The following is a 24541-nucleotide window of genomic DNA, read 5'->3' as shown; positions in this document are numbered from 1 at the left end:
GGCCGCGCCCGCTTTTGCGGTGTTACTGATCCAGCACGAAGGCTGCGCTGTATTGGTCAACATTGTCTTCGGTGATCAGCAGGCAGTCGAACAATTGCTTTTCTGAATCAGCGCCGGTTTCACCGGTCTTGATGAAATTGTCGGCCTGGCGAACCGCGGCCTCAGAGAAGACGGCAACCGGCTGAAGGACAGTGTATTGCATCTCGCCCGACTTGACGGCATCGACCGCATCAGGGGACCCGTCGAAACCGCCGACCTTGACCTGATCCAGCTTTCCGGCTTCTTTCAGGGCGGCAATGGCGCCTAGGGCCATTTCGTCATTGCCCGAAATGACACCGGTGATGTCGGGATTGGCCTGCAGCAGCGACTGCATCTTTTGATAGCCCTGCGTGCGGTCCCAGTTCGCGACCTCTTGGCCCACCTTGTTCAGGTCGGGATATTGCGTCAGCACGGTTTCATATCCGTTCGAACGGGTCGCGGCATTGTTGTCAGAGGGGTTGCCGAACAGTTCGACATAGTCGCCGCTGTCCCCGACCGATTCAACCCATTGCTGCGCACCCATCGCCGCGCCTTGCGCATTGTTGGAAACCAGCTGCGATTTTGCCAATCCCTCTTGGTTGATTTCGGCATTCACCAGAAAGACGGGAATGCCTGCATCGACGGCTTTCTTGACCGCGCCAACTGAGCCATCGGCATTGGCCGGGTCAAGGATGATCGCGACCGATTTATTCGTGATGGCGGTGTCCACCAATGTGCTTTCGGCATTCGTGTCACCCTTGTGGGCCGCGACATTGGCCGAATATCCCAGCTCTTCCGCGGTTTGCTTGGCGATCTCGCCTTCGGTGAACCAATAGGGGTTCGCCGGATCGTTCACGATGATCGAAATCAGGCCATCGGCCCATGCCGAAGATGCCATCAGTGGAACGGTCGCGGCGGCTGCCAACAATGTGCGGCGCGTCAGATTGAACATTTCGTTTCTCTCCCTTGGGTTGGTAGTGCTGCCGTGGTTTTCGGCAGGTATTCCGCCCGGATGGTGCGTGGTCCGCGTCCGGGCGGGAATGCTTTGGGGGTCAGGATTTTCGCCCCCCGCCATATTGAAGCGAGTTCATCAGGACAGCCAGAACAATGACTGCTCCGGTAAAGACGGTTTGCCAGTATGACGACACGCCAATGATCACCAGGCCGTCCGACAGGAAGCCGATCACGAACGCCCCGAGCATCGTGCCCCGCATTGTGCCGCGTCCGCCCGTCAATGCCGCCCCGCCGATCACGACCGCGGCGATTGCCGTCAGCTCATAGGTAACGCCGGCCGTCGGTCCCGCCGAGGTCAGCTGGGATGCCAGCACAAGGCCGGCAACAGCAGACAGCATCCCCGACAATGTATAGACAGTGATCTTGACGCGGCGGGTCGGAACGCCCGACAGTTCGGCCGCGCGCTCGTTTCCGCCCGATGCATATAGCCAGCGGCCAAAGGATGACCGCGACAACATCAATCCGCCCAGAATGGCCAGCAGCGCCAGAACAATCACAGAGATCTGCACGCCCGCGATCCGGCTGAAACCCAGCCAGTCAAAGCCGGTATTTCCCAGCTCGGCACGCCCCGAGAGGTTGTTGTAGGTCAGGCCATTGGTCATCAGCAACGCGATCCCGCGCGCCACATACATGACACCCAAGGTCGCGACAAAGGCCGGAACCTTGAAAACGGCGATCAGCACGCCATTGACCGCGCCCACCAATGCCCCCAGCACACAGGTCAGTATGACCACCGCCCAGACAGGAGGATACAGGATGACCCCCATCGCCTGAAGCTCGATCCCCTGCATCATGGCCCCCGCCGTGACACCTGCCAGCGCCAGGATCGACCCGACGGACAGATCAATGCCGCCATTCAGGATCACCAGCAACATACCGATGGCAAGGATCCCATAGATCGCGACATGGCTGGCCATGGTCAGAAAGTTGCTGACGGTTAAGTAGTTTGGAGAAAGTATTGAAAAAACGACAATAATCGCAATCAACGCAAAGAATGCTCGACCTTCCAGAAGCAGGCGCGCGATGCTGAAGTCGCTTTTCTTGTCGCTGGGTCGTGCGGCGGTTGTGTCCGACATGGTTGGTTCTCTCTCGCTCTCGTCCATCAGGCGGCCACGGACTCGCCCGAGGCGGCCATGATCTGTTCCTTGGTGACGGTGGAATCGAATTCGGCCGAGATGCGGCCCTTGTGCATGACGATGATGCGATGCGCGATGGACAGGCATTCGCTGACTTCGGAGGTCGAATAGATGACAGCCAGCCCGTTTCCGGCCCCTTCGGACAGCAGCCGAAAGACCTCGGCCTTGGCGCCGATGTCAATGCCGCGCGAAGGTTCGTCCAGCATGATGACCCTCGGTTTGGTGGCCAACATCTTGCCGATCACCACCTTTTGCTGGTTGCCCCCGGAAAGGGACCCGATCGCGGCATTCCCCCCAGAGGTTTTGACCGTCACTTCGCGGATGCTGTCATCGACCAGCTTCTGTTCCAGGCGTTTCTGCGTAAATAACCCGCGGGTAAAACTTGCAATCGAGGCCAGGGACAGGTTTTCGCCGACGCTCATGGTCTGAACCAGTCCGTCGCGCTGGCGATCTTCGGGCACCAGGGCAAGACCCCGGGCGATGCGCTCGGCGATGGACAGATGCGAGACCTCTTTGCCCTCCAGCACGATTTGGCCGTCACTGGCCTGCAGTCGCCCGGCACAGGTTTCCAGCAACTCGGTGCGTCCCGCACCCATCAATCCGTAAATGCAGACGATTTCACCCGCACGCACGTCAAGCGACAGCCCGTCAACCAGATTGAAGCCTCCGGCGGGGTCGGGCAGGGTCAATTCGCGGATCGACAGCGCGACATCGCCCTGACGGCTGTCGGGCGGGCTGCCAAGATCGTAATTCTCGCCAACCATATTGCGGACGATCCATTCCAGATCGATTTCGGCGCGCGGGGCATAGGCCGTCATGGTGCCGTCACGCAGGACAACAGCATGATCGGTGATGGTCAGTGCTTCTTCGAGGTGATGAGAGATATAGACGATGCTGACGCCGCGTGCGGTCAGATCGCGAATGACCTTGAACAGCACCTCGACCTCGCTGGCGGACAGGGCGCTGGTCGGCTCGTCCATGATCAGGATTCGACTGTCCACAGACAAGGCGCGTGCGATCTCGACGATCTGTTGCTGGCCCAGTCGCAATTCCTCGACCGGGGTCAGGGGGTCGATGTCTTCTTCCAGTTCGCTCATCAGCGCGCGGGTCTGGCGTTCTTCTTCGGCGAAATTGACGCCGGTGGCGCCCATGATTTCGCGGCCCATAAAGATGTTGTCACGCACGGACAGATTGGGGGCCAGCGACAATTCCTGGTGAATGATCGAGATGCCCAGATCGCGCGCCTCGGTCGAGTTATTGAATGCAACCGATTGACCATCAAGGATTATTTCACCACTTGTTGGTTGAATGACACCCGAAAGGATTTTCATCAGCGTCGATTTCCCGGCGCCGTTTTCACCAAATAGCGTTGTCACCTGCCCGCGATGGATGTCGAAGTTGACACCTTTCAATGCGTGGACCTGACCATAGGATTTCGCCACGTTGCGCGCGGCCAGAACCACTTCGCGCGTGTCAGGGTCACCGGTCGGCATTTCGCCCGCAATGTTCATTGATGTGCTCATTCGACACTGACCTTCACCGGGGTGATCATCCAGTTCTTGGGATTGATCAGACGAAATGCGCCGGTAACCGACAGGGTTTTGCCCGTCAGCTCCGCATTGTCGATGTTGTCGAGGACCGCGGCCTTCATGGCACGGTTGATCCCTGAACCCGCGTCCTGATATTCGATCTGGTTCTTGAACTGCCCGAACTCGATGTCTCCTGGTGCGTCCCGCAGGTCCGTGCCAATGACGGCCGGGCCGGTTTGAACGCGCAAGGTTATGTCTTCGGGGACCCCTTCGACCTGCAGGTTGTAGATTCCGGATTTGCCTTCGCCCACGATTCCGGTGGCGGTGACAAACATGATCGTGCCGGTGGATGCCGGGGTTCCATATTTCTCGGCCGCGGCATTCTTGTCGCCAAGAACTTCGGGTGCCAGTGTCGCGGCTTCGATCGCCTTGTCGGTCACAAAGGACTGGATCCGCGGAAATTCGGATTCGCCATAGCTGTCAGGTGAGAATGCCTGTGCCCGCACATCCTGGTCAGAGCCGATGTGAACCACGGTCGTATCCAGCGCGATACCCGCCGCTACCAAAAGCGTCAGGGTAGCGCTGAAATAAAGCCCCCGCCGCGGGGATGCCGGCGCTTTTGGCGCGGATGCGGTGTGTGTTGTCATGACGCAGCCTCGTATTGATGGAAGCAAGTTGATCAGGCGCGGTGCGCCGCCGGACAGGTGAAGGCTACGATGTTTGCACAGCCTTTTTCCATATGGATGCAAAGGGAATCCGGGCCTGAATGCGACATGTATATTCCTCCTCCGTTAACTCAGCTTAACTGAAAAAAATTACTCTGTCCGTAAAAAAATACGTTTCATGCCGAAAATTCGTGATATAGGGTTGAGGCAAGCGGCAGAGGCGTGGCCAAGGCTGAGCATGTCGCGAATTTCCGGGGGGATCATGGTCGCTGATATTGTAATCGGGATTGATGCAGGCACATCCGTGATCAAGGCCGTCGCCTTTGATCTTACGGGCAAGCAGCTGGCATCGTCGGCGGTTCGCAACCGCTACACTTCCGGTCAGGATGGCGCGGCCACGCAATCGCTTGCGCAGACATGGCGCGATTGTTCGACTGCATTGCGCGGCCTGGGCGACAAGGTTGAAGGCTTGGCACAGCGCACGGCGGCAATGTCGGTTACGGCACAGGGCGATGGAACCTGGCTGATCGGCGCGGACGGACCGGTGGGGGATGCGTGGCTGTGGCTTGATGCGCGCGCGGCGCCGACCGTGGCGCGGCTGGCGTCTGGCGCGGGCGAGCGGGCACGGTTCGAAGCAACCGGCACCGGCCTGAATACCTGCCAACAGGGCAGTCAGATGGCGCATATGGATGCCCATCACCCCGAGTTGCTCGATCGTGCCGAAGTCGCGATGCATTGCAAGGATTGGCTGTATCTGAACTTGACGGGTATGCGGGTGACCGATCCGTCCGAGGCCAGCTTTACCTTCGGCAACTTTCGGACCCGCAGCTATGATGACACCGTGATCGAGTCGCTTGGCTTGCGCCATCGCCGCCATCTGTTGCCAGAGATTGTCGATGGATCGCAGGTCACGTATCCGCTGTGCGCCGCCGCGGCCGAACAGACCGGATTGCTGGCAGGGACGCCGGTCAGCCTTGGATATGTTGATATGGTGATGACCGGCCTGGGGGCAGGGGTCTATGGCGGGGTTGGTGACATTGCCTGTTCGACCATCGGCTCGACCGGGGTTCATATGCGGGCGGTCCGTGCAGACAAGGTGAATCTGAACGCCGCAGGCACCGGATATGTGATCTGCCTGCCTGTGAATGATACGGTCACGCAAGTTCAGACGAATATGGCGGCGACGCTGAACCTTGATTGGCTTCTGGGTGTCGCGGCGGATCTGTTGTCCGAAATGGGGCATGGGTGCGATCCGCGCGATCTGATGGGCCGGATAGAAGGCTGGCTGGCGCAGTCACGGCCCGGCCAGATCGTCTATCATCCCTATATTTCCGAGGCTGGCGAGCGCGGCCCCTTTATCAACGCGGATGCGCGGGCGGGGTTCATTGGCCTGTCGGCAAACCATGGCTTTCCCGACCTGTTGCGCGCTGTCGCCGAGGGTCTGGCCATGGCCATGCGCGATTGCTATGGTGCGATGGGGCCGCTGCCATCCGAGTTGCGCCTGACCGGCGGGGCCGCCCGCTCTGGGGGACTTCGCGCGATATTGGCGGCGGCGCTGAACGCCCCGGTGCGCGTCTCCAGCCGCGACGAAGCCGGTGCGGCGGGTGCCGCGATGATGGCAGCCGTCGCGATTGGCGCCTATCCCGATATGGATGCATGTGTTGCCCAGTGGGTGACCCCGTTATTGGGGGCAGCCGAAACCCCTGACCCCGGGTTGGTGGAGGTATATGACCGATTGTTTCCGGCATTCTCCGCGTCTCGCCACGGCATGAACGATAGCTGGAGCGCCCTCGCGGCTGCCCGCGACGTATTTTCGAAAGGATTATGACATGACGCCCGAACAACGCCCCCCCGAAAGCGACATCGTCGACCTGTTCGTGATCGGTGGTGGGATCAATGGCGCCGGAGTTGCGCGCGACGCGGCGGGGCGCGGACTGAAAGTCGTGCTGTGCGAAAAGGACGACTTGGCCGAGGGAACATCGTCGCGATCGGGCAAGCTGGTTCATGGCGGGTTGCGCTATCTTGAATATTACGAATTTCGCCTGGTGCGCGAGGCGCTGATCGAGCGTGAAGTCCTGCTGAAATCGGCCCCTCACATCATATGGCCCATGCGTTTCGTGCTGCCTCACAGCCCTCAGGACCGTCCCGCCTGGCTGGTGCGGCTTGGATTGTTTCTTTACGACAATCTGGGGGGGCGCAAGAAACTGCCCGGCACAAGAACGCTGGACCTGCGCCGTGATCCCGAAGGTGCGCCCCTGCGGGACGAATATGTCAAGGGCTTCGAATATTCCGATTGCTGGGTCGATGATTCACGCCTGGTGGTCCTGAACGCATTGGATGCGGCAGAGCGTGGCGCGACTGTCCTGACCCGCAATCCATGCGTTTCCGCACGCCGGGAAGGCGGAATCTGGCACGTCGAAACGCGCGATACGCACAGCGGTCAGATCCGGGTGTTTCGCGCCCGTTGCGTGGTGAATTGCGCGGGTCCGTGGGTGACGGATGTGATTGACCGCGTGGCCGGTGCGCAATCAACGCGCAAGGTGCGGCTGGTCAAGGGCAGCCATATTATCGTGCCGAAATGGTGGGCCGGGAGCAACGCCTATCTCATTCAGAACCACGACAAACGTGTCATTTTTGTCAATCCCTACGAAGGCGACAAGGCGCTGATCGGGACGACGGATATCGCCTATGACGGACGGGCCGAGGATGTGGCCGCTGATGAAGGCGAAATCGACTATCTTCTGGATGTCGTGAACCGGTATTTCAAGGAAAAGCTGCGTCGCGATGATGTCGAACACAGCTTTTCGGGTGTCCGACCGCTGTTTGATGACGGGCAGGGCAATCCTTCGGCCGTGACACGTGACTATGTATTTGATCTGGATGTGACTGCTGGGGCGCCGTTGCTGAATGTCTTTGGCGGCAAGATCACCACATTCCGTGAACTGGCCGAACGCGGCATGCATAAATTGTCCGGGATCTTCCCGAAGATGGGCCCTGACTGGACCGAGGAAGCAACGCTTCCGGGTGGTGAAATCGCGAACGCCGATTTCGAAAGCTATGCAAACCTGCTGCGGGAACTTCTTCCGTGGATGCCCCGACCCTTGGTCCTGCATTACGGCCGCCTTTACGGGGCCCGCACCAAGGATGTCGTGGCGGGGGCGAACTCGGTCGCGGATCTTGGTCGCCATTTCGGGGGACTGCTGTATGAGGCAGAGATCCGCTATCTTGTGGCGCACGAGTGGGCGCGTCATCCCGATGACATCCTGTATCGCCGCACCAAGCACTATCTGCACCTGACGCCCGAGCAGCGCGGTGCCTTTGCCGAATGGTTCAGCCATGCTGACCTTGTGCACGCAGCCTGAGGAATTTCGCATGCCCCTGACGCTGTCCCTGAATACCAATCCCTTGGTCAACCGGTTTGCCGACCCCGATGATCTGATCGACATGGTTGCACGCGATCTGAAAATTCGTGACCTGCAATTGACCCATGAGTTTATCAACCCGTCGTGGCCTGCGCCGCTGATCCGACGACTGACGCGCCAGATGGACGCTGCGTTAAGGCGCACGGGCGTGCGCGTTACGAGCGGGATGACCGGCCCTTATGGGCGCTTGAATCATTTCGGACATCCTGATCGCGATGTCCGGCGTTACTACGTGGATTGGTTCAAGACCTTTTGCGACATCATCGCCGATCTTGGCGGGCGCTCGGTTGGCACGCAATTCGCGATTTTTACCTATCGCGACTTTGATGATCCGGTGCGGCGCGAAGAATTGACATCCATCGCGATCGAATGTTGGGCCGAAGTGGCCGAACACGCCCGTTCGGCCGGGCTGGACTATCTGTTCTGGGAACCGATGAGCGTGGGCCGCGAATTCGGGGAAACAATCACCGGCTGTCTGGCATTGCAGGATCGGCTGACTGCGGCAGGGATGGCGGTTCCGATGTGGATGATGGCCGATATCGACCATGGCGATGTGACCTCATCCGATCCAGATGATTATGATCCTTATGCATGGGCACGTGCGGTGCCCCGTGTCAGCCCGATCATTCACATCAAGCAATCTCTTATGGACAAAGGTGGTCATCGCCCCTTCACCGCCGAGTTCAACGCCAAGGGGCGTATTCAGCCCGCCCCCTTGTTGGCTGCCTTGCAGGAAGGTGGGGCCGAGGACAACGAGATCTGCCTTGAACTCAGCTTCAAGGAGCGAGAACCAAATGACAGACAGGTCGTGTCGCAGATCGCGGAAAGTGTCGCGTTCTGGGCACCCCATATCGATAGCGGCGGCGACAAGCTGAAATTGTAACGCTATATCCACAGGATAGACCACCCAGCGAACGAGGCAGAAAACATGGCACGTCGTGGTGCAACCGACCCGGAAGAAGACCTGTCGATCAGGGCTGCGTGGCTGCATTACGCGGGCGGCTTGACGCAGGCAGCGGTTGCCAAGCGTCTGGGCGTCCCCTCGGTCAAGGCACATCGGTTGATCGCGCGGGCTGTGGCGGATGGGGTGGTCAAGGTCAGCATCGATGGCGAAATCGTCGCCTGCGCCCGGCTCGAGGCCGATTTATGCAGCAAATACGGCTTGGATTATTGCGAGGTCGCGCCCGATCTGGGTGAAGAAGGTCTGCCTTTGCGGGCGCTGGGGCTGGCCGGTGCCGCGTTCCTGCGCCGCCAGATCGAACGCGGCGAGCATCCCGTGATCGGGGTCGGGCATGGCCGGACATTGGCCGCCGCCGTGCAGCAGATGCCGCGCCTTGATGCCGGGGGTTTGCGGTTCGTATCGCTGTTGGGCGGCTTTTCCCGCAACTATGCCGCCAATCCGCATGATGTCATGCACAGCCTGGCCGAAAAGACCGGCGCAGTGGCCCATGTCCTGCCGGTGCCGTTTTTCGCGCGATCCGAATCCGACCGCGCCGTTTTGCTGGCCCAGCCCGGCGTGCGCGAAATTTTCGATCTGTCCAATGGTGCAACGCTGAAATTCGCCGGTATGGGGCCTGCGGATTCAACCGCTCAGCTTGTGTCGTCGGGAATGATCGAACCTGATGAAATCGCGGAAATCAACGCCGCCGGTGGTGTCGGAGAAATCCTTGGGAACTTTTTTGATGCCGAAGGTCGGGTGCTGGAAACCGGGCTGAGCAGCCGCACTCTTTCTGTCGATCTGGACGGACCGGCAACCAGTCGGATCATCGCGATTGCCGGAGGTCGCGAAAAGGTCGCCGCGATCCGTGCTGTCCTTCGCAGCGGCCGCCTGTCCGGATTGATCACAGACGAGGCCAGCGCCCGCGCAATCCTTGACCAGGACGGATAACCGTTCGGGTTCTTGAACGAAGCACCTCTTCCGGTCAGGGCTGCACTGCGGGGCCTCGATCCACGAATCTTGCCGCAAAGCGATGGCATGCGGCGGCATCGTGATCCTTGTCCTTCAGGATCGCCAGTGTCTGATGCGCCAACCGGTCCACCGGGACCGCAATGGTAGAAAGCCCGCCATTCAGCCAGGTGTAGAAGGACGGATCCCCATAACCGACAAATGCGGTTTCGGATCGGGCTGCAGGGGCAAGATCCATGAAGGCATTCAATGCCCCGTTGGATATTTCGAACCCGCCGCAAATCACCGCCGTCGCACCGGAAGGGCGCAGGATGCGGCGGCCTTGTTCGCGGCCGGTCGTGAAATTGGGGGCGCCGGTGCAGATCAGGTCCGGGTATTCGTCAAGGTCGGCGGTGCAGATCCCCTGACGAAAGGCAGCAAGTCGGTTCCGCCCCGAGGACAGGTGATCATGGGCACCGATATAACCGATGCGTTCATGGCCCTTTCTGGCCAGATGTTGAACGGCCTGAACGATCGCCGCCTGGTCATCGACCAATATGGCAGGGGCCGGTTCGCCGTCTTCCCGCTGGCGGATCAGCTGAACCTGCCGCATCGCGATGGACGGGCGGGCAGGCGGTGCTTTGGGTGACGGTGCGGGAACCATGACGGCCGCCATGGCCTGGACTTCGTGCAGGCGGGCAATCGCGCTGGCCTCGGCCTGTGGGTCGTCATCGGTCAGGTGGATGATCAGATGCAGCCCGTTTTCACCACATGCCTTGGCTAATGTATTGGCAAAGCGCGCATAAAACTCATTCACGATATTTGGCAGCAGCAACCCGACGATTTGCGTTTCCTCTCCGCGCATGGCGCGGGCCGCGGCGCTTTTGACATAGCCCAGTTCGCGGGCGCGGGTCTGGATTGCCTCGCGTGTTTCGGCATGCACGTTGGGATGGTCCGACAATGCGCGAGAGACCGTCATATGTGAAATGCCAAGGTCTTTTGCGATGGATTTGATCGTCACACGCTTGGACATTCTGTCTCCTACCGGTTGTTCTGCGCGCAAATGCGGTGATCCGCCCACAGAGGCAAGTGCCACGACACAAGTCGTCGGGATTTTTCCAAGTAAAGCGTTGACAGGAACTTTCTGCAACACTTATTGTTCACGTGAACACTGGCGGTTGATCCAGTTTGACGATTGGGGGCAGGAAATTTGAATCTGACTGAACGCTGCACGGCACTGATACAGGCGCTGGATCTGGGGCATCCGGATCAGGTGACGCTGGTGCGCCCGCTGACCGGGGGCGTCGCTTCGGACATCGCCGAGGTTCGGGTCGCGGAACTGCGCCTATGCGCGAAATTCGCCTTGCCCAAGCTGCGTGTTCAGGCCGAATGGCTGGCCCCTGTGCATCGCAATCGCGCCGAGTTCGAATGGCTGTCCTATGTACATGGAATCGCGCCTGAAAACGCGCCAAAACTCTATGGCCGGTCCGAGGATATGCACGGCTTCGCGATGGAATTTCTGACCGGAGAGGACACCTATCTCTGGAAGGACGCGTTGCTGGCAGAACGACCCGAGCGGGGCGAGGCCGCCGCCGTTGCCACCTTGTTGGGGCGGATTCACAACGCATCTGCCAAGCCCGGTTTCGATACATCCGCGTTTCAGAATCACGATGATTTCCGCGCTTTGCGGATCGAGCCGTATCTGCTGTTCACAGCGACGCGCCATCCTCAGCTAGCGGAGAAACTGCAAGGGCTTGCCGATATGCTTTACAGCGCATCGATCGCATTGATTCACGGCGATGTCAGCCCAAAGAACATCATGTTGCGCAACGGCGCACCCGTCATTCTGGATGCGGAATGTGCCACAATGGGGGATCCATGTTTCGACGTGGCATTCTGCCTGAACCACCTGATGTTGAAGGCGGTTCACCTTCCACAATCCGCACCGGATCTGATCGCCCGGCTCACGGAATTTCGAGACAGCTACCTACCCTTTGTCGACTGGGAAAACCCGGACCAGTTCGAGGCACGCGTTGCGGCGCTGCTGCCGGCGCTGTTCCTGGCCCGTGTCGATGGCAAATCGCCGGTCGAATATCTGGATGACGCAGCACGCGATCATGTGCGCCGCATCGCCCTTGCCTTGCTGAATGCCGGTCCGGGCAATCTGGACGAGGTCGCGGCGGGGTTTCTTAAAGAACGGAACAATATATGAGCCAGTTTGATATCAGGAATTTGCATGCCCGACGCGTCTGGGACAGCCGGGGGCGGCCGACTGTCGAAACCGAAATCACCCTGCAAGGTGGGGCGGTCGGACGTGCGATTGCCCCTGCGGGGGCATCCCGTGGCAGCCGCGAAGCCCTGGATCTGCGTGACGGCGGCAAGCGGCTTGGCGGAATGGATGTGTCGCGTGCATTGGCCGCGGTCAATACCGAGATTGGGCCATTGCTGACGGGACGCGATGTGCGCGATCAGCAAGGCCTTGACAGCGCCATGATCGAGCAGGACGGAACCGAGCTGAAATCCCATCTGGGCGGAAACGCGCTGGTGGCGACATCTTTGGCGGCGATCCACGCGGCAGCCGCAGCCGAGGGGGTCCCCTTGTGGCGATACCTGTCGCGGATCACCGGGCGCCAGGCAAGTATCCCCTTGCCCGAGATCCAGATTTTCGGCGGTGGCGCCCATGCCGGACGACGTGTCGACATTCAGGATTTCATGGTCATGGTTCCCGGCGCGAATGATTTTGCCGAAGCTATTGAAATCAGCTCTGAAATCCATGCGGCGGCGGGATCGTTGATGGCCCGGCAGGGGCGGCGCGCCGGTGTCGCGGATGAAGGCGGCTGGTGGCCGTCCTTTGACAGTAACGAGCAGGCCTTGGAAACCCTGATACAGGCGATAGAGCTGGCCGGCGAAACACCGGGTCGGCGGGTGGTTGTCTCGCTCGATATCGCGGCATCTGAATTCGGGAACGACGGTCAATATCAACTGGCACTGGATCAGCGAAAGATGGACACGGGTGGAATGATCGACCTGCTGGCCCGCTGGATAGACGATTACGCAATCGCGTCGATCGAAGACCCCTTGGCCGAGGATGACACCGCGGGCATGATCGAGTTCACCCGGCGTTTCGGTTCAAGGCTGCAAGTCATTGGCGACGATTATCTGGTGACCAATGCGGCGCTGCTGAATCACGCGGCGCGGGAAGGGGCCTGCAACGCCGTTCTGATCAAGGTCAATCAGGCAGGAACCGTCAGCGAAAGCCTTGAAACAATGCAGGCGGCCGAGACATCTGGATACCGCTGCATCGTGTCCGCGCGTTCGGGGGAAACCGAGGATGTCTCGATCGCACATATGTCTGTCGGGCTTGGCGCTGGACAGTTGAAGGTCGGGTCGATGACCCGTTCCGAGCGGATGGCAAAATGGAACGAGGTGTTGCGGATCAGCGAAGATCCCGATGCCGGAAAATTCGTCGGCGGAGCCCCCTTGGGGAACGCCTGGCAACAAAGCGGAGTATGACAAGATGAAACTTATGCGTCTGGGTGATCGCCATGCGGCCAAGACCCCTTGCATTGTCGATGATGATGGTGCCTTGCGCGATGTCAGCGGCATAGTTGACGATTTCACCCCCGAGACGATCTCTGCCGATCTGTTCGTAAGGCTGCGAGCCACGGACCTGTCATCCTTGCCGGTCGTCGATGCCGGTGGACGCCGGATCGCGCCGCCTGTGGCGCAACCTCGAAATATCTGGTGCGTGGGCCTGAACTATTCCGATCATGCCGCCGAGGCCGGCATGGAAATTCCGTCGGAACCGATCCTGTTCAACAAATCTTCGGCGACTTATTGCGGGCCGAATGATCCGATCCTGTATTCGGCGAAGATGACCAAACTGGATTGGGAAGTCGAGCTGGGTATCGTGATTGGAACCGCGGCTCTGGATGTTGATCGCGAACGGGCCATGGATCATGTCGCGGGCCTTGTGCTGGTCAACGATCTTTCCGAACGCGCCTGGCAACTGGAACGGGGCGGGCAATGGGTCAAGGGCAAAAGCTATCCCAACTTCTGCCCTACGGGTCCGGTTCTGGTCACGCCGGATGCAATCGGGAATTTTGACGATCTGGATATGTTGCTCGATGTGAACGGGCAACGGATGCAGACCGGCTCGACCGCCAAGATGATCTTCGATGTGCCCACCATCGTCTCCTACATGAGCGAATTTTGCCAGCTTCTGCCCGGAGACCTGATCTGCACGGGAACGCCCCCCGGTGTCGGTGCCGGGATGAAACCGCAGGTGTGGTTGCAGCCCGGTGACAAGGTGCGGCTGTCCATCGATGGGTTGGGCGAACAGAACCAGACAGTTGTTCATGCTGCGGATGCGAAATCATGAACAGCTATGATTTCAAGGACCGCGTCGCTGTCGTTACCGGTGGTGCAAACGGAATTGGGGCCGCTGTTGTCGAACGTCTTGCGCAATCCGGTGCGCGGGTCGCGATCTGGGATATGGATATCTCTGCACCTGAGGCCCGTGTGACCGGGCTGCCGTCGGATCAGGTGCTGTTGGTTCAGACAGATGTCAGCGACCTGGACAATGTGCTGGCGGCAGCGCAGGCGACCGAAGAACGCTTTGGTCTGATTGATGTCCTGATAAACAGTGCCGGTATCGCCGGACCGGCGGCACCGCTGGCCGAATACCCGGTGGATATGTGGCGCAAGGTGCAGGCGGTGAATGTCGACGGCACGTTTCACACATGCCGCGCGGTCATTCCGGGCATGGTCGCGCGGGGCTATGGCCGGATCGTGAACATCGCGTCGATTGCGGGCAAGGAAGGCAACCCCAACGCTTCGGCCTATTCCTCGTCCAAGGCTGCGGTCATCGCGATGACCAAATCGCTCGGCAAGGAAATGTCGCAATATGACATCGCGGTGAACTGCATCACGCCGGCAACGGCGCAAACACGCATACTCGAACAGGTTTCCGCCGAGTTCATCGAATATATGCGCGGCAAGATTCCCCGCGGTCGTTTCGTCACGGTTGATGAGGTGGCCTCGATGGTTCTGTGGATCGCCTCGGCAGAAAATTCCTTCACCACGGGTGCGGTATTCGACCTGTCTGGCGGGCGCGCAACCTATTGAGGTGATCATGGATAGCGCGAAGATACAGGAGGCACAGGATGGCCAAGGCTGAACAAGGCAGATTGTCGGGACGCGTCGCCGTCGTCACCGCAGCCGGGCAAGGCATCGGGCGGGCCGTGGCGGAACACCTGACAGCCGAGGGCGCTGTGGTGCATGCCAGCGACATCAATGATGCGCTCCTGCGGGATCTGGAGGTGGCCTCGACCACGGTCGTCGATGCCAGTGATGGCAGCGCGGTTCGCGATTGGATTTCGGACATCGCGCATATCGACATCGTCGTGCACGCGGCAGGTTGGGTGCATCAGGGGACCATTGTGGAATGCAGCCCCGATGATTGGCGCAAAAGCATGCAAATCACCCTGGACAGTGCCTATCTGCTGTTGTCCGAGGCCGTGCCGCGCATCGGGGAACGGGGTGGCAGTGTCATCGCCATTGCATCGGTGGCATCGTCGCTGCGTGGTTTTCCACGTCGTGCGGCCTATTGTGCCGCCAAGGGCGGCGTCATCGGGCTGATCAAGGCCTGTGCCGCGGATTATCTTTCGCAAGGAATCCGGTTCAACGCTGTGTGCCCCGGAACCGTCGACACCCCTTCGTTGCGGCAGCGGATCGAAGAGTTGGTGCCGCAACTGGGAAGTCACGAAGCCGCGCTCAGGTTCTTTACCGATCGACAGCCGGCCGGGCGTTTCACCCACGTGGACGAGGTGGCGGGACTGGTGGCGATGCTGGCCAGTGATGAGGCCGCGGCCATCAACGGGCAGGCGTTGTGCATCGATGGAGGAATTTCGATCTGACTGCGACCAAATAAGACGACAAATCAGGGAGGAAGAAACATGACAACAATCAAAACCACCGGCCTCGCCGTAACCAGCCTGCTGGCCGTGATCGCCAATACGGGAACGGCGCTTGCAGAACCCAAGACCAACATGATGCACCAATGGGCGCAAGGCTCCGAGGCGGCGGCCATCGCCAAGCTGGGCGAGATGTATGAGGCCGCGGGAGGCACATGGGAGCAGACGGCGATCTCGGGGCATACCTCGAATACGCTGGCCAAGCTGCGTTCGGATGTCGTGGCGGGCAATGCCCCTGCGGCAGTGCAGTTGAAAGGCCCGGAAATCATTGAGTGGAACGAAACCGGACAGACCGCGAATATGGATGAGCTGGCCAGTGCGGAAGGCTGGGATGATGTCGTCGCCCCCGAATTGATCTCGGTCATGAAGCCGACCGGGCATTGGGTCGCGGTGCCGATGAACATTCACCGCGTGAACTGGTTGTACAGCTCCAAGAAGTTGCTGGACGAAATGGGCTTGGCCGTCCCGACGACCTGGGCGGAATTCAACGCGGCTTGCGACAAGATTGTCGAAGCAGGCAAAACCTGTATCGCCCATGGGGCCGCCGACTGGTCGGATACCACCACCTTTGACAGCGTTGTCTATGGGATGGATATCGACCTGTATCGCAAGGCTTTCCAGGAGGCCGATATCGATGCGATGCGCAGCCAGGGAATGATCGACGCCTTTGCGCAACTGCGCAGGATGGTCGGCTACATGGATGATGGTATCAATGGCCGGTCCTGGGAACAATCGATGACCATGACCATGACCGGCGAGGCGGCGTTTTTCCTGATGGGGGACTGGACGATCGCTTCGGCCAACCTGGCCGGCTTCGAAGAAGGGGTGGATTACCTGTGCAACCAGACACCAGTTGATTGGGGTGGCACCGGATATATCCTGAACGCCGATTCCGTCGTGATGTTCAAACAGAACGAGCCCGACTATGTCGAGGGTCAAAAGCTTCTGGCCAAGACGATCATGTCGCCGGAATTCCAGGTGACCTTCAATGTCGCCAAGGGGTCGATCCCGTCGCGCACCGATGTCGACCTGTCCGAGGGCGGGTTCACGCAGTGTCAACAAAAAAGCCTGAGCGATCTGCAGGCCTCGGTCGAGGAAGGAACGCTGGTGCGTTCGATGGCCCATAACATGACCGTACTGCAGAAATTCCGTGGCGCAATGATGGAAGTCATCACCGAATATGTCGCCGACGACTCGATCACGCCTGAAGAGGCCGCGAACCAGTTGGCGGATGCCGTCGAACTGCAGATGTGATCCAGGCATGGCTCCGGTCGCGCGTGCGTGCGGCCGGGCATCCCCACCCTCAAGGAAAGGATCTCGCCATGCCGCCCGAACGGGCCAGTGTGCCGATATACCGCCGGCTTGCCGGAATGACGCCGCAAATGGTGCTGGTGCCCACCATTCTTGCGTCGGTAATTTACGTCGTGCTGTTTTCGCTGTGGACGATCTGGATTTCGCTGTCCCAGTCGACCTTGTTGCCGGACATGACCTATTCGGGTTTCGACGCCTATTTCACGCTGTGGCAATCCAAGCGATGGACAGTCGCGTTTACCAACCTGTTTGTCTTTGGCACTTTATATGTCCTTGGTGCGCTGGCGATGGGCACATTGCTTGCCATCCTGATCGACCAGCGGGTGCGCTTTGAGGCGTTTTGGCGCACGATTTTTCTGTATCCGCTGGCCGTGTCTTTCATCGTGACCGGAACGGTGTGGCGCTGGATCTTTCACCCGCAAACCGGGGTCGAACTTGCGCTGAAGGATCTTGGCTGGATCGGCGCGAAATTCGATTGGATCAGCGATCGCGACATGGCGCTTTATGTAGTTGTGTTTACGGCGATCTGGCACGCTTCGGGTTTCGCGATGGCATTGATCCTGGCGGGGTTGCGTTCGGTCGACAGCGATCTGATCAAGGCAGCGCAGATCGACGGAGCTTCGATGCCGCGCATCTACCGCCGTGTCGTCTTGCCGACGATCTGGCCCATTTTCGTGGCGGTCGCGGTCGTATTGCTGCAATTCGCCATCAAGACCTATGACCTTGTCGTGGCATTGACACAGGGCGGCCCCGGTGTCGCGACCACGGTGCCGGCAATCGTGGTTTACGACCTGATGTTCCAGCGGGGCCAGATCGCCGAAGGGGCCGCCGCCGCGGTGATGATCCTTCTGGGGCTGGTCTGCGTGCTGATCCCCTATGGCCTGTGGTCATCCTGGCGCCAGCGCAAGGAAGGCGGAAAACATGGCTGATATGACACAACGAACCGAGTTCGACCCGCTTGCAACCGGGGGCAAGGGCCGCCAGCGGCGCGCACGGCTGACGGTATACGGGCTGTTGGGCCTGTTCGCTGCCATTTACCTGATGCCCGCAGTCATCATTTTTCTGAACACGTTGCGACCGCTCGAAGAAATCGTACGCCAGGGCTTTATTTCCTGGCCCGGCTCGATGTCGCTGCATCATTGGAGCGAGGCCTGGTCCAGTTTCTGCATCGGTGGCACCTGTGAGGGTGTTTCCCGATACTTCACCAACTCGTTGTTGATGGCCGTTCCGGCGACGGCATTGTCCACGGCCCTGGGCCTGGTCAACGGCTATGTCCTGTCGAAATGGCGCTTTCGTGGCGATGCCTGGGTCTTTGGCGTGATCACGCTTGGTGTGTTCCTGCCCGCGCAGATGACGTTGCTGCCCTGGGCATTCGTGCTGGGCAAGCTGGGCCTTTCAAACACGATTTCTGGTCTGGTGCTCGTGCACACAGTGCAGGGTGTGTCGTTTACAACTTTGTTTTGCCGAAACTATTTCCTGAATGTGCCGGATGATTTGATCAAGGCGGCCCGCATTGACGGAGCCGGTTTCTGGCGAATTTTCCGACGCATCATTCTGCCACTGTCGCCACCAATCCTGATCGTCACCGTCATCTGGCAATTCACCGGCATATGGAATGAATTTCTGTTCGGCACGGTTTTCACCTCGGGTGCGAACCAGCCGATCACCTCGGCGATCGTGGCATTCTCGGGGTCGGGAACCGGCGAGCGGCATTACAACGTCGAAGCCGCATCGGTGATCATGGCCGCCTTGCCACCTTTGTTCATCTATCTGGTCGGTGGAAAATATTTTGTGCGCGGGCTGACCCAGGGCGCGGTCAAGTAAGGAAGGCAATCTCATGTCCACACTTGAAATCAACGATCTGCGCAAAAGCTTTGGTGCGGTCGAAGTGCTGAAGAACATCAACCTCTCGGCGCGCTCGGGCGAATTTGTCGCCCTGGTCGGGCCGTCGGGCTGCGGCAAATCGACCTTGCTTTCGATGATCGCCGGGCTTGAGTCCGTTTCATCGGGTGAAATCCGTATCGACGGCCATCTTGTCAATGACGAGGCACCAAAGGACCGCGATATTGCCATGGTTTTTCAAAGCTATGCCTTGTATCCAACCATGAGCGTTCGCCAGAATATGACCTTTGGAATGGAATGTCGGGGCATCGCGAAATCAGAACAGGAACGCGAAATCCAGCGGGTCGCGACGATGTTGCAGATCACACCGCTGCTGGATCGCAAACCCGGGCAATTGTCCGGTGGGCAACGCCAGCGCGTGGCGATGGGGCGCGCTTTGGTCCGCGACCCCAAGATGTTTCTCTTTGACGAACCACTATCCAATCTGGATGCCAAGCTGAGAATCGAGATGCGCAGCGAAATCAAGAAGCTGCATCAGAATGTCGGAAAAACCACGATCTATGTCACCCATGACCAGATCGAAGCGATGACATTGGCAACCCGCATCGCGGTGATGAACAAGGGGGTGTTGCAGCAATATGATACGCCTGATGAAATTTATCGCCGTCCGGCGAATATGTTCGTGGCCGGCTTCATGGGGTCGCCGACGATGAACTTTCTGAACGCGACGGTCGTGCAGGGGCGGATGCTGCGCCTGGAAGGTGCGGAGGGCGTGTTGTTACCGTTGCCCGAAAACGCCGAGGTCGCCGATGGCAGGTCAGTCGTGCTTGGGGTGCGGCCAGAACATTTCAGCCCCCTTGTTGCACGCAGGTCAGTGCGCAAGGGCCTGAAATCCGTTCCAATCAGGGCTTTTATCGAGATGCTTGAACCGACCGGCGCGGAAACGATCCTGATGGGACGGGTGGCGGGGCAGCAGGTGGTCCTGACATGTGAACCCGATGAGGCCCCGACCGAAAATGTCGAGGCCGAGTTCGAAATCGACATGGATCGTGTTTGCCTGTTCGATCCCGATACTCAGGTGCGGCTGTGACCGGCCGCCCGGTTTTTCCCGACCTCGCGGGAAGGCATGTCGCCGTGACGGGCGGAGCGTCGGGGATCGGCGCCGCGATCGTGCGGGCTTTTCGGGATCAGGACGCCATGGTCACCTTTTTCGATATCGATAAAGACGCGGGCATGGCGCTGGAGGCGGAACTGGCATCGAATATACGCTTTCATCGGCTGGATCTGGCGCAGACAGGTCACATCGGGGCGACCTTTTCCAAGGCGGCAGCGGATCGGCCATTCGATGTCCTGATCAACAACGCGGCCCATGACGATCGCCATAAAACCGCAGATGTGACCCCGAAGTATTGGCGCGATCGATTGTCGGTCAATCTCGACCATCACTTTTTCTGCAGTCAGGCCGTCATTCCGCAAATGAAGGCGCGCGGGTCCGGCGTGATCATTCACTTGGGGTCGATCGCATGGCGCGTCGGATTGCAGGATGCGCCAGCCTATGTGACGGCCAAGGCCGCCATCGAAGGGCTGAGCCACGGGCTGGCCCGCGAACTGGGACCGTCGGGTATTCGCGTGAATTGCGTGTTGCCAGGATTCGTGCGGACGCGCCGCCAGGTCGAGAAATGGGTGACGCCGGAATTCGAGGCCCAGGTGCTTGAACGGCAATGTCTAAAGCGATTTGTCATGCCTCATGATGTTGCTGCCGCAGTCGTCATGCTGGCCTCGGACAGTGCAGCGGCAATTACCAACCAGACCCTGATCGTTGACGGGGGCTGGTCCTAGCGCGTGCCCGGAACGAAGCGGCCGTCATCCGGTTTCCTCGGAACGGTCGGTGGCCGGATCGGGTGTCTTCGAAAGGGCGGTAACAGCTGCATAAACATCATCGACAAGGTTCAATCCCATCGCCGCCAGCGACGGGGCAAGTTGCTCGGGTGATCTTGCGCTGATGATCGGGGCGGCGATGGCTGGATTGCGTGCGATCCAGGCCACCGCCAGCGTCGCCGCGTTGTGGCCCAGTTCCGCAGCCAGATCTGTCAGCTTCGACGCACAATCCCACATCCAGTCTGCACCATAGCGCGCGGCATACACCTGATCGCTGGACAGCCGTCCGGTTCCGCCACCCCGGTATTTCCCTGTCAGCAAGCCGCCTCCAAGCGGAGAATATGGCAAGACGGCAATATTCTGGTCCAATGCCATCGGCAGGATTTCGGCTTCGGCCTGACGCTTGACCAGATTGTACATCGGTTGAATCGCATCAATGCGCAGACCGAAGCTTTGCGCAACATGGTTTGCCTTCATCACCTGCCATGCAGCAAAATTCGAGACCCCGACATGTCGCAGTTTTCCGTCCTGCTGCAGCCCGGCCAATGTTTCGAATGTTTCGCTAAGCGGTGTGTCCGGGTCCCAGCGATGCAGGTAAAGCAAGTCGACGCAATCCAGCCCGTGCCGCCTTTGGCTGATGTCGAACTGGGCCAGAATATTCGCGCGGGCCGATCCACCTGTTGCCGCCAGCTTGGTGGCGAAGAACAGGTCCTCGCGTTCAGCCTGCACGAAGCTGCCCAACCATTCTTCGGACAGACCGTCATTATAGCCATGAGCGGTGTCAAAGACATTGATACCCGCGCTCCGACATTGCTGAAACATGGCGGCAGCCGCGGCGTGATTGGCCCCGCGGCCGAATTGCATGGCACCAAAGCACAGCGAAGAAATCGGGGTTCCGCGCATGGTTTTCAACATCTTACAGGTCTTTCCGGTATTGTTTCGGTGTCATAGCTGCCGCAGGCGATGGCGTTCCAGAAGGTCAAGGATCATGTCGCGGGCCTGCTGCCGATGCGCCCGATGCAAATTGCGGGCTGCGGTATAATCACCGCGCAATATGGCTTCGTAGACGCCTTGATGGTCGCGGTTCGATTGGATGGGCAGGGGGCGCATGAACAATGTCACGGCGCGCGCCCTTCGCACCTGATCCCCCAGCATTGCCGTGATCGCAAGGACGCGAGAGTTGCGACCCAGCCGCACCAGTTCGGAATGGAACCTGTCATCGGCCTGCGCCCATGCCTCGAGGTCACGCTGATCCAGAGCATGATCCATATCTGCGATCGCCGCAGCCAGATCTTGCAATTCATTGGCAGAATAGCCTTGTTCGGCGGCGCGTTCGGCAGCCAGACTTTCCAGCTCGGTCAGGACGTCATAGATCTCGCGCATGTCATCGGGCGAGACAGACAGGATGCGGACCCCTTTGCGCGCGCGCAATTCCAGCAAACCCTGGCTTTCCAATGTACGCGCAGCTTCGCGGACCGGTGTGCGCGACATGCCCAGCATCTCGGCCAGTTCACTTTCGAGGTGATCCGACCCGGCCGCCAGTTCACCCGAAAAGACCAGGCGACGCAGCTCGGCGATGGCGCGTTCAGTGTTCGAGACCGGTTTTTCACCTTGTTTGTTCACATGGCCTCCAATGGCAGTTTCTGTGCGAGTTCGGCCGATCGATAGATCGCGGCCTCGGTCCGCATAACCGAAAGATAGTCCTGAGCAAGGTTTTCCAATGCCTCGCCATCCAAAAGCCCGGAAATGACATGCGACTGCAAATTGTGGACGCAATCGCCGCCAAAGCCCGGATGCCCGTCGGCGGGGAGCAGGGTCGAGACCTTTTCCTGACCAAATTTGCGCAAATGAACCGCGCCGTCACCGGTCAGCGTGATGGTCCCCTGCGTGCCTTCGACCAGACCCTCGCCCATGGTGCGACGCGTATTTTCGGCCTTGTGATCCAGGCTGCGATTGCCGTCCAGCAAGGCCCGGACGGATTTCGAATGTTCAAAGATCACGTATCCGGCATCTTCGCCGGCAATGACAGGATTGATCTGACGCAGATCCGCATAGACCGAGACCGGTTCACCCAACAGGAACCGGAATGTATCGATCCAGTGGACGCCCGTTTCGCGTATCAGAAAACGTGGCATCGTCTGGAAATATGGCTGACGATCCAGATAGGCGCAGGGGCCCTGACCATCGCCGGGGCGTAAGCGGAATGTGACCTGCAGCACATCGCCGACGGCGCCCTTCTGCAGGGCGGATTTGATGGTGCGATACCAGGGCTGAAAGCGAAAATTCTCGTGGATGATGATCTGTGCGCCTGCTTGGTCGGTCTCGGCCAGAATGTTCTGAGCCTGATCCAGATCGATGCAGAATGGTTTCTGGCAGATCAATGTTTTCACGCCTGCCGCAAGTGCCGTTCTGATGGCATCGGCGTGTTGGACCGGGGGCAATATGATGTCGAGCAGGTCTGGCTTGGTTGCGGCCAGCATCGTGGCCAGGTCATCAAATGCCGGCAGTCCGGTCGCCCTGGCTTTGGCAAGATCAAGATCGCAACTGCCGACCACACTCGCGCGATCCATACGTGCCCAGCTTTCATAGTGGAACTGGCTGAAATAGCCCGCGCCAACACAGGCCACGCGCAGGGTCTTGCGGTCGGTCATCTGGTCCTCCGTCCATCCCGGTCTTCACATTTGCCGCCCGATCTTGGCCCAAAGGCGATCGTGGCGTTGACAGACATGATAATAGCGTATACGTAAAAAAACGCAATATCGTACACAACTGCTGGGAGGAGGGGTTGATGAAAAAATTGCTGACGGGCGCCACATGTGCGGCCATGCTTGTCGCAGGAATTGGCACATCGGTCATGGCGCAAGAATATCCCTATCGTGATATCACGAATGCGGTGGTTTGGGGTGCCGGAGGGGGCACTGACTCGATCAACCGCATGATCATGGCCGAAATGGAAGAACACCTGCCAGTCTCGATCAATGTGATCAATCAGACTGGCGGCGTCGCGGGATCAAACGGCATGGTCTATGTCATGAACCAGCCCGATGACGGATACACGCTGGCCGGTATTTCGGAATCAAATGTCACCGCCGCAGTGCAAGGCGGCTGGGACAAGAAATTCGATTTCTGGTATCCATTCATCGTTGGCGGTTCACCCGATCTGATCTCGGTGCCGGCTGACAGCCCCTATGGCACGCTGGAAGATCTGGTCGAGGCTGCGAAGGCCGATCCCGGCAGCATTCCCGCCGCTGCATCGGGGGCCGGATCGATCCATCATCTGAACCTGTTGGCGATAGAAAAGGGTGCCGGCGTCGAGTTCAAGTTCGTTCCCTACAAGGGATCGGCTGCGGGGCAAGAGGCCGCGATGGCTGGCGAGGTTGCCGTCGTCGTGACATCGCTGGCAGAGCAGGCCCCCTTGATCGAGGGCAGAGAACTGAAACCCCTGGCAATGTTGACCCCTGACAAGGCGCAGATTGCCGGAATGGACGTGCCTTCGGCGTTCGATCTCTATGATGGGCTGGACGCCTATTTGCCCTTGAAGCAGGCCATCGGGTTCGCCGTCCACAACTCGGCCTCAGATGAGGTCAAGCAGGCGCTGACAGAGGCTTTTGATGCGGCGATGGCGGGCGAAGCCGTCGCGCAATGGGCGGCGGCCAATCACTATGACATTGGCGGACAGTCCGGTCCGGAAGCACAGGCCCTGTTTGCAAATCTTGAAAGCAACTTTGCCTATACCCTGCAGGAATTGGGTGTGGCCACCGTCGATCCCGCCACATTGGGCATCGACAAGCCGTAAGGGCGCTTTGCCAGCATTGCAAATCCGGGGGCGCTGGTCCTGCGCCCCCGATGACGCCGGGGAGAGCGGG

Annotated in this window: 23 protein-coding genes; 15 read left to right on the top strand and 8 right to left on the bottom strand. The window is 59.5% G+C overall.

The window, feature by feature from the left end; translation table 11 throughout:
- Positions 1-22: 22 nt before the first annotated feature.
- From PAF17_RS02485 to PAF17_RS02470, 4 genes are all read right to left on the bottom strand, one after another.
- Positions 23-970, bottom strand: coding sequence for a D-ribose ABC transporter substrate-binding protein (locus PAF17_RS02485; RefSeq protein WP_271887501.1), 948 nt, complete (start codon positions 968-970; stop codon positions 23-25).
- Positions 971-1070: 100 nt separating this feature from the next.
- Positions 1071-2108, bottom strand: a complete 1038-nt coding sequence (locus PAF17_RS02480) for an ABC transporter permease (RefSeq protein WP_271887500.1) — start codon at positions 2106-2108, stop codon at positions 1071-1073.
- Between the two features lie 26 nt (positions 2109-2134).
- Entirely contained in the window at positions 2135-3691 is a 1557-nt protein-coding gene (locus tag PAF17_RS02475) for a sugar ABC transporter ATP-binding protein (RefSeq protein ID WP_271887499.1), read from the bottom strand.
- Positions 3688-4344, bottom strand: a complete 657-nt coding sequence (locus tag PAF17_RS02470; RefSeq protein WP_271887498.1) for a DUF2291 family protein — start codon at positions 4342-4344, stop codon at positions 3688-3690. The genes PAF17_RS02475 and PAF17_RS02470 overlap by 4 nt, the downstream gene beginning before the upstream one ends.
- A gap of 256 nt (positions 4345-4600) precedes the next feature.
- Here PAF17_RS02470 and PAF17_RS02465 point away from each other — a divergent pair, with 256 nt between their 5' ends.
- Genes PAF17_RS02465 through PAF17_RS02450 form a run of 4 tightly spaced genes read left to right on the top strand, consistent with a single transcriptional unit; the run spans position 4601 to position 9672 of the window.
- Entirely contained in the window at positions 4601-6190 is a 1590-nt protein-coding gene (locus tag PAF17_RS02465; protein WP_271887497.1) for an FGGY-family carbohydrate kinase, read from the top strand.
- Between the two features lies 1 nt (position 6191).
- Positions 6192-7724 carry a glycerol-3-phosphate dehydrogenase gene (locus PAF17_RS02460; protein WP_271887496.1) on the top strand — a complete coding sequence of 511 codons (1533 nt, stop codon included), beginning with the start codon at positions 6192-6194 and terminating at the stop codon, positions 7722-7724.
- A 10-nt stretch (positions 7725-7734) separates the two neighbouring features.
- Positions 7735-8667, top strand: coding sequence for a sugar phosphate isomerase/epimerase family protein (locus PAF17_RS02455; protein WP_271887495.1), 933 nt, complete (start codon positions 7735-7737; stop codon positions 8665-8667).
- A gap of 45 nt (positions 8668-8712) precedes the next feature.
- On the top strand, positions 8713-9672 hold the full coding sequence (locus PAF17_RS02450; RefSeq protein ID WP_271887494.1) for a sugar-binding transcriptional regulator: 960 nt from the start codon (positions 8713-8715) through the stop codon (positions 9670-9672).
- Positions 9673-9706: 34 nt separating this feature from the next.
- On the opposite strand, the gene PAF17_RS02445 is transcribed toward PAF17_RS02450, so the two are convergent.
- Positions 9707-10702: a LacI family DNA-binding transcriptional regulator gene (locus tag PAF17_RS02445; RefSeq protein WP_271887493.1), complete on the bottom strand. Its 996-nt coding sequence runs from the start codon at positions 10700-10702 to the stop codon at positions 9707-9709.
- A gap of 177 nt (positions 10703-10879) precedes the next feature.
- Between PAF17_RS02445 and PAF17_RS02440 the strand changes: the two genes are divergently transcribed.
- The 10 genes from PAF17_RS02440 to PAF17_RS02395 all read left to right on the top strand — a co-directional run bounded on the left by PAF17_RS02440 (position 10880) and on the right by PAF17_RS02395 (position 20636).
- Positions 10880-11881, top strand: coding sequence for a phosphotransferase family protein (locus PAF17_RS02440; protein ID WP_271887492.1), 1002 nt, complete (start codon positions 10880-10882; stop codon positions 11879-11881).
- Entirely contained in the window at positions 11878-13182 is a 1305-nt protein-coding gene (gene eno, locus PAF17_RS02435) for a phosphopyruvate hydratase (RefSeq protein ID WP_271887491.1), read from the top strand. The genes PAF17_RS02440 and eno overlap by 4 nt, the downstream gene beginning before the upstream one ends.
- 4 nt (positions 13183-13186) lie before the next feature.
- Positions 13187-14050 (top strand): fumarylacetoacetate hydrolase family protein, encoded by an 864-nt coding sequence (locus PAF17_RS02430; protein WP_271887490.1) that lies wholly within the window; start codon positions 13187-13189, stop codon positions 14048-14050.
- Positions 14047-14796, top strand: coding sequence for an SDR family NAD(P)-dependent oxidoreductase (locus PAF17_RS02425; protein WP_271887489.1), 750 nt, complete (start codon positions 14047-14049; stop codon positions 14794-14796). Before PAF17_RS02430 ends, PAF17_RS02425 begins: the two co-directional genes overlap by 4 nt.
- 38 nt (positions 14797-14834) lie before the next feature.
- Positions 14835-15587, top strand: a complete 753-nt coding sequence (locus PAF17_RS02420; RefSeq protein WP_271887488.1) for an SDR family oxidoreductase — start codon at positions 14835-14837, stop codon at positions 15585-15587.
- Positions 15588-15626: 39 nt separating this feature from the next.
- A complete protein-coding gene (locus PAF17_RS02415; protein ID WP_271887487.1) occupies positions 15627-16898 on the top strand; it encodes an ABC transporter substrate-binding protein in 1272 nt (423 codons plus the stop codon).
- A 68-nt stretch (positions 16899-16966) separates the two neighbouring features.
- On the top strand, positions 16967-17884 hold the full coding sequence (locus PAF17_RS02410) for a carbohydrate ABC transporter permease (RefSeq protein ID WP_271887486.1): 918 nt from the start codon (positions 16967-16969) through the stop codon (positions 17882-17884).
- On the top strand, positions 17877-18779 hold the full coding sequence (locus PAF17_RS02405; RefSeq protein WP_271887485.1) for a carbohydrate ABC transporter permease: 903 nt from the start codon (positions 17877-17879) through the stop codon (positions 18777-18779). The genes PAF17_RS02410 and PAF17_RS02405 overlap by 8 nt, the downstream gene beginning before the upstream one ends.
- A gap of 13 nt (positions 18780-18792) precedes the next feature.
- Complete coding sequence (locus tag PAF17_RS02400; protein WP_271887484.1) at positions 18793-19887, top strand: ABC transporter ATP-binding protein; 1095 nt, start codon at positions 18793-18795, stop codon at positions 19885-19887.
- Positions 19884-20636, top strand: a complete 753-nt coding sequence (locus tag PAF17_RS02395; protein WP_271887483.1) for an SDR family NAD(P)-dependent oxidoreductase — start codon at positions 19884-19886, stop codon at positions 20634-20636. The genes PAF17_RS02400 and PAF17_RS02395 overlap by 4 nt, the downstream gene beginning before the upstream one ends.
- A gap of 24 nt (positions 20637-20660) precedes the next feature.
- On the opposite strand, the gene PAF17_RS02390 is transcribed toward PAF17_RS02395, so the two are convergent.
- The 3 genes from PAF17_RS02390 to PAF17_RS02380 are packed head-to-tail and all read right to left on the bottom strand — an operon-like array spanning position 20661 to position 23326.
- Positions 20661-21590 (bottom strand): aldo/keto reductase, encoded by a 930-nt coding sequence (locus PAF17_RS02390; protein ID WP_271887482.1) that lies wholly within the window; start codon positions 21588-21590, stop codon positions 20661-20663.
- 30 nt (positions 21591-21620) lie between these two features.
- Entirely contained in the window at positions 21621-22298 is a 678-nt protein-coding gene (locus tag PAF17_RS02385; RefSeq protein ID WP_271887481.1) for a GntR family transcriptional regulator, read from the bottom strand.
- Positions 22295-23326, bottom strand: a complete 1032-nt coding sequence (locus tag PAF17_RS02380) for a Gfo/Idh/MocA family protein (RefSeq protein ID WP_271887480.1) — start codon at positions 23324-23326, stop codon at positions 22295-22297. Before PAF17_RS02380 ends, PAF17_RS02385 begins: the two co-directional genes overlap by 4 nt.
- 137 nt (positions 23327-23463) lie before the next feature.
- Between PAF17_RS02380 and PAF17_RS02375 the strand changes: the two genes are divergently transcribed.
- The gene (locus PAF17_RS02375; RefSeq protein WP_271887479.1) at positions 23464-24471 is read left to right on the top strand and encodes a Bug family tripartite tricarboxylate transporter substrate binding protein; all 1008 of its coding nucleotides are present in this window, start codon (positions 23464-23466) and stop codon (positions 24469-24471) included.
- The last annotated feature ends 70 nt before the right edge of the window (positions 24472-24541 follow it).

The organism is Paracoccus onchidii (genome assembly GCF_028294535.1).
Lineage (GTDB): Bacteria > Pseudomonadota > Alphaproteobacteria > Rhodobacterales > Rhodobacteraceae > Paracoccus > Paracoccus onchidii.
The sequence above is the reverse complement of the archived record's forward strand: the minus strand, read 5'-3'. Positions and strand labels throughout refer to the sequence as shown.